The 8,771-nt window shown below is 45.8% G+C and carries 9 protein-coding genes; all 9 read left to right on the forward strand.

The features are described 5' to 3' along the window. The first annotated feature begins 30 nt into the window (after positions 1-30). The 9 genes from J2Z34_RS09425 to J2Z34_RS09460 all read left to right on the forward strand — a co-directional run bounded on the left by J2Z34_RS09425 (position 31) and on the right by J2Z34_RS09460 (position 8,658). Positions 31-1,089 (forward strand): DctP family TRAP transporter solute-binding subunit, encoded by a 1,059-nt coding sequence (locus J2Z34_RS09425; RefSeq protein WP_245250597.1) that lies wholly within the window; start codon positions 31-33, stop codon positions 1,087-1,089. A gap of 74 nt (positions 1,090-1,163) precedes the next feature. Then, positions 1,164-1,721 carry a TRAP transporter small permease gene (locus J2Z34_RS09430; RefSeq protein WP_209459611.1) on the forward strand — a complete coding sequence of 186 codons (558 nt, stop codon included), beginning with the start codon at positions 1,164-1,166 and terminating at the stop codon, positions 1,719-1,721. Next, entirely contained in the window at positions 1,718-2,998 is a 1,281-nt protein-coding gene (locus tag J2Z34_RS09435; protein WP_209459612.1) for a TRAP transporter large permease, read from the forward strand. Before J2Z34_RS09430 ends, J2Z34_RS09435 begins: the two co-directional genes overlap by 4 nt. 39 nt (positions 2,999-3,037) lie before the next feature. Continuing rightward, positions 3,038-3,172, forward strand: a complete 135-nt coding sequence (locus J2Z34_RS17745) for a hypothetical protein (RefSeq protein ID WP_280922316.1) — start codon at positions 3,038-3,040, stop codon at positions 3,170-3,172. Beyond that, entirely contained in the window at positions 3,141-3,869 is a 729-nt protein-coding gene (locus tag J2Z34_RS09440; protein ID WP_209459613.1) for a DeoR/GlpR family DNA-binding transcription regulator, read from the forward strand. The genes J2Z34_RS17745 and J2Z34_RS09440 overlap by 32 nt, the downstream gene beginning before the upstream one ends. A 44-nt stretch (positions 3,870-3,913) precedes the next feature. After that, positions 3,914-5,425 (forward strand): xylulokinase, encoded by a 1,512-nt coding sequence (locus tag J2Z34_RS09445; RefSeq protein ID WP_209459614.1) that lies wholly within the window; start codon positions 3,914-3,916, stop codon positions 5,423-5,425. Positions 5,426-5,674: 249 nt separating this feature from the next. After that, positions 5,675-6,712, forward strand: coding sequence for a zinc-dependent dehydrogenase (locus J2Z34_RS09450; protein WP_209459615.1), 1,038 nt, complete (start codon positions 5,675-5,677; stop codon positions 6,710-6,712). Between the two features lie 45 nt (positions 6,713-6,757). Beyond that, complete coding sequence (locus tag J2Z34_RS09455) at positions 6,758-7,588, forward strand: class I fructose-bisphosphate aldolase (RefSeq protein WP_209459616.1); 831 nt, start codon at positions 6,758-6,760, stop codon at positions 7,586-7,588. 110 nt (positions 7,589-7,698) lie between these two features. Further along, on the forward strand, positions 7,699-8,658 hold the full coding sequence (locus J2Z34_RS09460) for a D-2-hydroxyacid dehydrogenase (RefSeq protein ID WP_209459617.1): 960 nt from the start codon (positions 7,699-7,701) through the stop codon (positions 8,656-8,658). Positions 8,659-8,771: the final 113 nt, after the last annotated feature.

Raw genomic sequence — 8,771 nt, forward strand, 5'->3', positions numbered from 1 at the left:
TATCAATCAAAATTCAAGGGGGAAACAAAATTGAAGAAAATTTTAAGTGCTGTTCTGGCGGCTATGCTCACCGTATCACTCGCTGCATGTGGCTCGAAGACACCTACCACACCTACAACAACAGGTACAACAGGTCCTTCGGCAGCACCAACTGAAAAGACAATAGAATTCACACTGTCGACTCCTGACCCTGATACTTCATCTGTAACAGTAGCTGCAAATGAATTTGCGAAGAAGGTTCTTGAGAAGAGCAACGGATCCATAAAGATAAAGGTATATCCAAATGGTTCGCTGTATGGCGCAGACCCAAGCGCAGCTGTAAAGCAGCTTGGATCGGGAGCACTGGACATGCTTGTTCTTTCAACCTCTCTGTATGCGAACTTTGAGAAGAAGTTCAATGCAATAAGCATACCTTACCTGTTTGATGACACAAAGCAGTTCACAAGCTACCTTAACAGCGCAACAGGCAAGGAGCTTCTTGGAAGCATCAGCACAATGGGCATTACAGGACTTGGCTACTGGACCAGAAGCTTCAGACAGATAACAAATGCAGTAAGGCCGATAACAGTACCTGCAGACCTTGCAGGCGTTAAGCTGAGAGTACCTAACAATCCGCTTTGGGTTAATTTCTTCAAGGAAGCCGGAGCAATACCAACTCCAATGGCATTCGGAGAAGTATACAACGCGCTTCAGCTGAAGACCATAGACGGTCAGGAAAATCCTGTGGATGTTCCGGTATCAGCTAAGTTCTATGAAGTTCAGAAGTACATATCAGTCACCAACCACATGGCTGACGGCTGGATAGTTGGAATCAACACTAAGAAATATGGCGAGCTTTCAGATGCACAGAAGAAGGTTCTTGAAGAAGTGACCATGGAAATGCAGGGCTGGAAGGTTGACTACGACAGCAAGCAGGATCAGACAGCTATAGACACTCTTGTTTCAAAGGGAATGACACTTAACAAGATCACAGCTGAACAGCAGCAGCAGTTCGTTGATGTATCAAAGAAGCTTTACCCGACGTTCAAGGAACTGGTAGGCGATGAGGCATTCTTCAACAAGACACTTGAGTTTGTAGGCAAGAAATAAGCAATAGGTACTTTGATGCAAGCCGTATGATAAATGAATATCTTATGGCTTGCTCTTTATTTAAGGAGAATGTGATGAACGACATGAAAGAAAAAAGCAATCAAGGCTCCTGGAAGGCAGGATTCAGCAAATTTGTCGGCGTATTGAACAAGGTAGTCGATGCTCTTGCAGGAATCGCAGCAGGTGCCATTGTAGTTACAGTAATTATCCAGATACTCGGAAGAGTGCTCGGAAATCCTGCTCCATGGACCGAAGAGGGCACAAGGTTCATATTCATATGGATCATATTCCTTGGCATTGGGATGGGCTTCAGAAATTCCGAATCAGCCAGAGTTACGATAATGGTTGGATACGCACCCCCAATCATAAAGAAGCTTAGCAAATGGACGTATACTTTCTTTTCTCTGGTATTTTTCGGATTCATGATTGTATATGGATTTCAGCTGATGATGCAGCAGGTCAACATGAACGAGATGGGTTCGGCACTTATGATTCCAATGTGGATAATAGGAGCGAGCGTTCCGGTCTCTGGGATACTGTGCGTAATCGGATTACTTGAGTCCCTGATACTGCACCCACATACTGTAGACATTGAAAGTCTTGTAAAACCAAAAGCGGAGGTAACCCAATGAGCATATTCCTTATATCGTTGTTCTTTATACTCATGTTCCTTGGCATACCGGTTGCTGTATCGCTTGGATTCTCAAGCGTTCTGACTCTGGCTCTGTTCTCGGATATACCCCTGACTCTTATCTCCCAGTCCATGTTCAGCTCCATGAACAGCTTCATAATGGTTGCGGTTCCGCTGTTCATACTTGCAGGAAACATAATGGACAAGGGTGGAGTTGGAGACAAGATATTCAACTTTGCTAATTCGATGGTCGGTTGGATGCCTGGCGGACTCGGTCATGTCAATATCGTTACCAGCCTCATATTTGCAGGCATGTCAGGATCTTCAGTTGCTGACGTTGCGGGCCTTGGTGTCCTTGAAATGAGTGCCATGGAAAAACATGGCTACGACAAGGAATACTCCGCTGCCATCACAGTAGCTACTTCTACACTTGCCACAATGATTCCTCCAAGCATACTGATGATAGTTGCAGCTTCTGTTGCGAACGTATCGGTGGGCAAGGCGCTTGTGGGCGGTGTCATACCAGGAATCCTGATTGCTGTGGTTTTCATGGTTTATAACCACCTATACTGCAAGAAGCATAAGATTGGAGACAGGTCGAAATTCAGCCTGGAAATTTTCTTCAAGAGTCTTTTGATCTCAATCCCGGCTATGCTTGTTCCAGTAATAATCCTCATCGGAATGTTCACAGGAATTGTTACACCAACAGAGGCTGCGGCGATAGCTGTTGTATACTCAACTATAATATCGCTGACCATATACAAAGGCTTCACGCTTAAGAACATACCGAGGCTTCTGATCAATACCACCAAGACAACTGGAACAATACTTTTCATAGCAGTCACTGCAAAGTCTGCAAACTGGATATTTGAGTTTGACGGATTGCCGGCAAAGATTGCGACCTCAATAACAAGCCTAACTTCGAACCCAGTCCTCATAATGCTTGTTGTGCTTGTTTTCCTGGTTGTTGTTGGAATGATAATGGATGCTACCGCTGCAATTTACATAGTGGTGCCAATACTTCTTCCAGCTGTTACTTCAGTAGGAGTGGATCCTCTGTTCTTCGTTGTATTCCTTGTGCTATCATTGGCTCTTGGACTCATAACACCACCCGTCGGAGTGTGTCTGTATGCTGCTACCAGTGTTACTGGTCTCAGGCTTGAACAGATTGTTCCAAAGCTAATGCCATGGATAATCATTCTGATTATGTCACTTGCAATACTTGCAGTATTCCCTGGAATCATCATGGGGCCGCTGAACTTCCTGTTCCCAATCTAAAAGAATATTCCTGGATTTTTCCGTTCAGGACTTGGATAGTTGGAAGATAAGGCATATATTTTAGATAGGGAATTAATTGGAAATTTGGGAGGAGCAAAAAAAGATGATCGCTGCGGAACGCCACGAAATCATAATCAGGGAAATGGAAAAGAACAAATACATATCAATAGGTGAATTGGTAAGGATATTGAATTCATCGATTTCTACGGTGCGCAGAGATCTCATAGAGCTCGAGACGGAAGGTAAGATACAGAGGACCCATGGCGGGGCCGTAGTGCTCGGAAGCCAGTTCAGGAATGAGGAAATGACTTATACCTCGCGATCTGAACGATACGTTGAGGAAAAGGAACGGATTGGTCAATATGTGGCCGGTCTCGTTCAGGATGCTGCATGCATTGTCATTGATACTGGAACTACTACACTTGCTGTTGCAAGGAACCTGAGGCCATCAAGGCTCTTAAGGGTCATAACTGACAGTCTGGATATTGCAAACGTGCTTAGGGGAAGAGAGAACATAGATGTGATCCTCGTTGGTGGGGTGCTCAAGACTGATGCAGGTAACTTTTATGGGGAGCTTGCACTTAAGTCACTTGAAGGACTTCACGCGGAAGCCTGTGTGGTCGGCGCCAGCGGCCTTACCTACAAGGAAGGAATAACGAAGCACGACTACGATGCTATCCCGGCAACAAAGAAGATGATCGAGATCAGCCATCAGCTGATATGCGTAACTGACAGCAGTAAGGTGGGACTCACTGGAATGGTCTCGGTTGCAAGCGCTGACATGATTGACATCCTTGTTACCGATACCGGGATAAGCGATGGCAGCAGAAAAAAATTCATAGAAGCCGGTGTAGAGGTAGTGACAGTTTAAGCTCTTACAGCACCGGTACCGATTTCTACACTTGGAGGTGCGTAATGCAAACACCCGTATACATGGGCATTGACATCGGAACAAGCAAGATCAAAGCCTGCCTCTTCGACCATGAAGGCAGGCTCGTGAAACAGGTCATCGAGGATTCAGTGATAATGAAATCCGATGACGGTCATCTGGAGCTTGATGCCATGAACCTTTTTGATACTTTGATCGCCCTGGTGAGAATAGCATCGAGAGGCTACGAATCAGATATAGCTTCTATCAGCTTCAGCGTGACATCACCAACCGTAATGTTTCTGGATGATGAGTTGACACCGCTTCTGCCGGCAATACTTTATCTTGATAACCGCAGCACTGAGATCGTCTCACGATATGTCGAAAAAATCGGCGGGAAAGATGAGTACTTCAGGAGAACGGGTAACAATCCAAGCTCATCCACATGCTCAGCTGCTCTTATAGAGTGGGTAAGGGAAAATGAACCAAAGGTATGGGAGAAAGTGCACAAATTTGCTTACCTAAATTCATACCTTGCGGCAAAGTTCACTGGCAACCTTTTTGCTGACCCGACCGTAGCATCCTACTCCGGCATGGTTGATATAAGAAAGCCGAAGGATTGGGATGATTCGCTACTCGAAGCCTTTGGAATCGACAGAGACCTGCTTCCTCCGATAATAACTCCCTATGAGAGCGTCGGAACCCTGACACCTGAAATGGCCCTTATCACCGGACTTAACAGCAATGTAGCTGTGGCAGTCGGAAGTGCTGACACTGCTGCTTCAAGCTTCGGTCTTGGGATAACGAAGCAGGGTGATGTTTTTGAAAGCCTTGGTACGTCGGGAGTTTTCACCATATGCCTTGATGAACCGGTCTTTGACAAGGCGTTCATGAACAGGAGCCATGTCATACCTGGATTATGGCTTGCCCATGGAGCGATGTCTACCACTGGTGCAGCGATAAACTGGCTGATCAACGATGTGTTTACCGAACTTACCTGCGTGGAGGAGATCGAACAGGCCGGATGGACATCCATACCTGGGGCCAACGGCGTAGTATTTCTGCCCTACCTTTCAGGAGAAAGAAGTCCGGTATTCGACTCGAATACCTGCGGGGTGTTCTTTGGACTTGGCCTCAAGACGAGGAAGGCGGACCTTGTACGTGCCGTTTATGAGAGCTCAGCCTATGGAATGTATCAGCTGTATAACATAGCAAAGGAAAGATGGAACATCGACCCTGAAAGCGTAAAGTGCGTGGGCGGTGCGTCAAGCAGCGAGCTTGCGCTGAGCATAAGGGCAGATCTTTTCGGGATACCGTTCAATACAGTCGAAGCACCCAATTCATCCGCATTCGGGGCTGCAATGCTTGGAGCGATTGCTTCAGGACATCATACCCTTGAATCGGTACCTACCTGCAGCAACCTAATGCATGAGGTAGTTCCTGTTGAGATCAATGAAAGCCAATACCGCTGCAACTACGAAATATACAGGGAGCTCTATCCTGCTCTTGATAAGCTGATGCACAAGGACCGGCTCTGCATGAAGATGGCTGTGCAATAAGGATTATTCATGAAATAAAATGTTCAAATTCTTGAGGGATTATGCTTGAGCGCTGATTAGCTCAATTTTATTTGCCAAAATTCAATGCTTCAGGCAAAAAATGACTTAAAATCTGAACTATATTGAATGAATCTGAATTTATTTAGTCAAAAACGATTGTAAAATCTGTAACATGATGTATAATTGAATCAAGTCGAGCGATACGAAAAATTGAGCTGTTATGTATGAACTGTCTATGGAGGTAAATTAATGAAAGCAGTAATTTTGGAAGGACCAAACATGTTTACTACAAAGGAAATCCCGATGCCTGTAATCAAGGCGGATGAACTTCTGGTAAAGATGGAGAAAGCGGCTATCTGTGGAACTGACATAAGGATACTTGAAGGCAAGAAGACCAAGGATGTAAGATATCCTTCAGTCATAGGACATGAGATTTGCGGAGTGATTTCAGAGGTTGGCTCTGAGGTTAAGGGATTTGCAGTTGGTGAAAGAGTAGCTATAGCAAACGTAATTCCATGCGGTTCCTGCTCAAGCTGTCTTAACGGACGTGAAAATGCATGCCTCAACAGACAGGCCATAGGATACCAGTTCGACGGTGGTTTCGAGGAATATCTGGCTATCCCGGGAATTGCTATCCAGGCAGGTAATGTTGTAAAGATGCCTGACCATGTTTCGAGCACTGCAGGAGCTCTAATTGAACCTCTGGCATGCTGTATCAGAGGCATGGTAAATGCAGGAACAGGATTCAATGACACTGTGCTTGTAGTTGGAGCAGGTCCAATCGGACTCATGCACCTCCAGCTCTCTAAGATTGCAGGGGCAAGCAAAGTAATCATAAGCGAACCAAACCAGATGAGAAGGGACAAGGCGAAGACGCTGGGTGCAGACGTAATCGTAGATCCTACATCCGAGAACCTTAACGAGATAGTTATGAGAGAGACTGACGGTCTTGGAGTGGATGTCATCATCGTAGCAATAGGCGTGCCTTCTATACTGAACTCAACCATAAACCTTGCTAAGAAGGGCGGAACAGTATGTCTGTTTGCCGGATTTGCAGGAGACGGAATGAGCCAGATGAGTGCAAACACCATACACTACAACGAGCTCAACATATGCGGATCAACCGCATACAAGAGAAGCGACTACCTTGCAGCAGCAGAGATGGTCAAGACGGGGAAGATAGACCTGGACGAAATAGCGACTCATGTATACAAGCTGGATGATTTCAAGGCGGCTTATGAGAAGTTCCTTGATGGCTCAGGCTTGAAGATAATGATAGAAGCGTAAGCAGAAGAAAAATAACAAACTACAAAAGTTTTGGAGGGAAATATAATGGCAATGCTTGGAAAAGCGGTAAGAATGAGCAGACTGGTAAATCCTAAGAGCGACAAGATGATGGCGATCACAGTGGACCACTCGATTTCGAGAGGAATCATGACAGGTCTTATTCCGATACAGGCGACAATAGACAAGGTAGTGGCAGGAAGACCCGATGCAATAACAATGACAAAGGGAATAGCAGAGCTTTGCTGGCCTAAGCATGCTGGAAAGGCATCACTTCTTCTCAAGAGCTCCAGCTACTCACCAGTTAATCCTACATCGGATGTATTATTTGGTGATGCTGAAGAGGGAGTCAGGATGGGTGCTGACGCAGTATCAGTTGGAGCCATGATGTTAGGCGACTTCCAGGCACAGCAGATCCATGACATCGGAATGATGTCAAAGCAGTGTATGAGCCTTGGAATGCCACTTATCGGCCACATCTATCCAAAGGGAGAATCAGTTGCACCGGCAGACAGGACAAAGTGGGAAAACATAGCATACTGCGTAAGAGCAGGCGCTGAGCTTGGTGTAGATATAATCAAGACGACCTATACCGGTGACATGGAAAGCATGCACAAGGTAATTGAGTCATGTCCTGCAAGAGTAGTAATCCAGGGCGGAGATAGCTGCAAAACACTTGACGATTATCTTCAGATGACAAGAGATGCGCTTGACTGCGGAGTTGGCGGAGTAACAATGGGCAGATTCGTATGGGAATATGATGATATAACTGCACTTGTAGTAGTACTCAGGAAGATCATCCATGAGAACTACAGCGTAAAGGATGCCAAGGAACTTCTTAGGCAGCTCGAGAACGACAAGGATTACGCGAAGTACTAAAAGCGATGACTTTAAGGATATTCACGGAAGCTTGGACCTGTTTTGTTACATGATAAGGAATAGGATATAATAGCTGTAGGGATATTTTTTAAAGAGTGAGGTATAAGAATATGAAGATAGTGATACTTGACGGATACACCGAAAACCCGGGAGACCTTTCCTGGGAAGGTTTCGAGAACCTTGGAGAGGTGACTGTATATGACAGGACACCAGTTGAGAAGATTGTTGAGAGGATCGGCGATGCCGATGCTGTCATAGTCAACAAGACTCCGATAACAAAAGAGACCATAGCTGCATGCAAGAACATGAAGTACGTTGGAGTCCTGGCAACAGGCTACAATGTGGTTGATGTGGCTGCAGCGAAGGAAGCCGGAATAGCTGTAACAAACATACCTACCTATGGAACCTCAGCAGTCTCACAGTATGTGTTCGCACTGCTGCTCGAGATATGCCACCATGTGGGAGCGCACTCTGACTCCGTATTTGCGGGAGAATGGGCAAGCAACCAGGACTGGACCTACTGGAAGTATCCACTGATGGAGCTTGCAGGAAAGACCATGGGCATAATGGGCTTCGGAAGGATAGGCCAGGCGACCGCAAGGATAGCCCAGGCATTCGGAATGAAGGTAATAGCATATGACAGCTACAAGATACCTGAGCTTGAGAGTGATACCTGCAGATATGCTGACCTTGACACACTGTTTGGTGAGTCGGACGTAATAAGCCTGCATGTGCCTCTGTTCAAGGAGACCGAAGGTATAATCAACAAGGCCAACATAGCGAAGATGAAGGATGGAGTGATAATAATCAACACATCCAGAGGACCGCTTATAGTTGAGGAAGACCTGAGGGAAGCGCTTGAAAGCGGCAAGGTGTTCGCAGCAGGATCCGACGTAGTAGCGACGGAGCCTATAAAGAACGACAACCCGCTCCTTAAGGCGAAGAACATGATAATCACCCCGCACATAGCATGGGCACCAAAGGAAAGCAGAAAAAGGCTCATGGACATAGCGGTGGACAACCTGGAGAAGTTTGTAGCAGGAAGTCCGATCAACGTAGTCAACAAGTAAACTCCCAATATATCATCAGAGAGTGTAGAAAATTTTGTGTTTGGACCTCTGGCTTAAGATTATAATAATCTTAAATCGGAGGTTTTAAACATGGCAAAAATTAAAAGGGATCC

Source organism: Youngiibacter multivorans (assembly GCF_017873395.1).
Taxonomy (GTDB): domain Bacteria; phylum Bacillota; class Clostridia; order Clostridiales; family Clostridiaceae; genus Youngiibacter; species Youngiibacter multivorans.

Excerpts from the sequence above, each read along its gene's own strand:
- J2Z34_RS09430 (WP_209459611.1), top strand. The coding sequence starts at position 1,164 with ATGAACGACATGAAAGAAAAAAGCAATCAAGGCTCCTGGAAGGCAGGA.
- J2Z34_RS09435 (WP_209459612.1), top strand. The coding sequence starts at position 1,718 with ATGAGCATATTCCTTATATCGTTGTTCTTTATACTCATGTTCCTTGGC.
- J2Z34_RS09440 (WP_209459613.1), top strand. The coding sequence starts at position 3,141 with ATGGAAAAGAACAAATACATATCAATAGGTGAATTGGTAAGGATATTG.
- J2Z34_RS09445 (WP_209459614.1), top strand. The coding sequence starts at position 3,914 with ATGCAAACACCCGTATACATGGGCATTGACATCGGAACAAGCAAGATC.
- J2Z34_RS09450 (WP_209459615.1), top strand. The coding sequence starts at position 5,675 with ATGAAAGCAGTAATTTTGGAAGGACCAAACATGTTTACTACAAAGGAA.
- J2Z34_RS09455 (WP_209459616.1), top strand. The coding sequence starts at position 6,758 with ATGGCAATGCTTGGAAAAGCGGTAAGAATGAGCAGACTGGTAAATCCT.
- J2Z34_RS09460 (WP_209459617.1), top strand. The coding sequence starts at position 7,699 with ATGAAGATAGTGATACTTGACGGATACACCGAAAACCCGGGAGACCTT.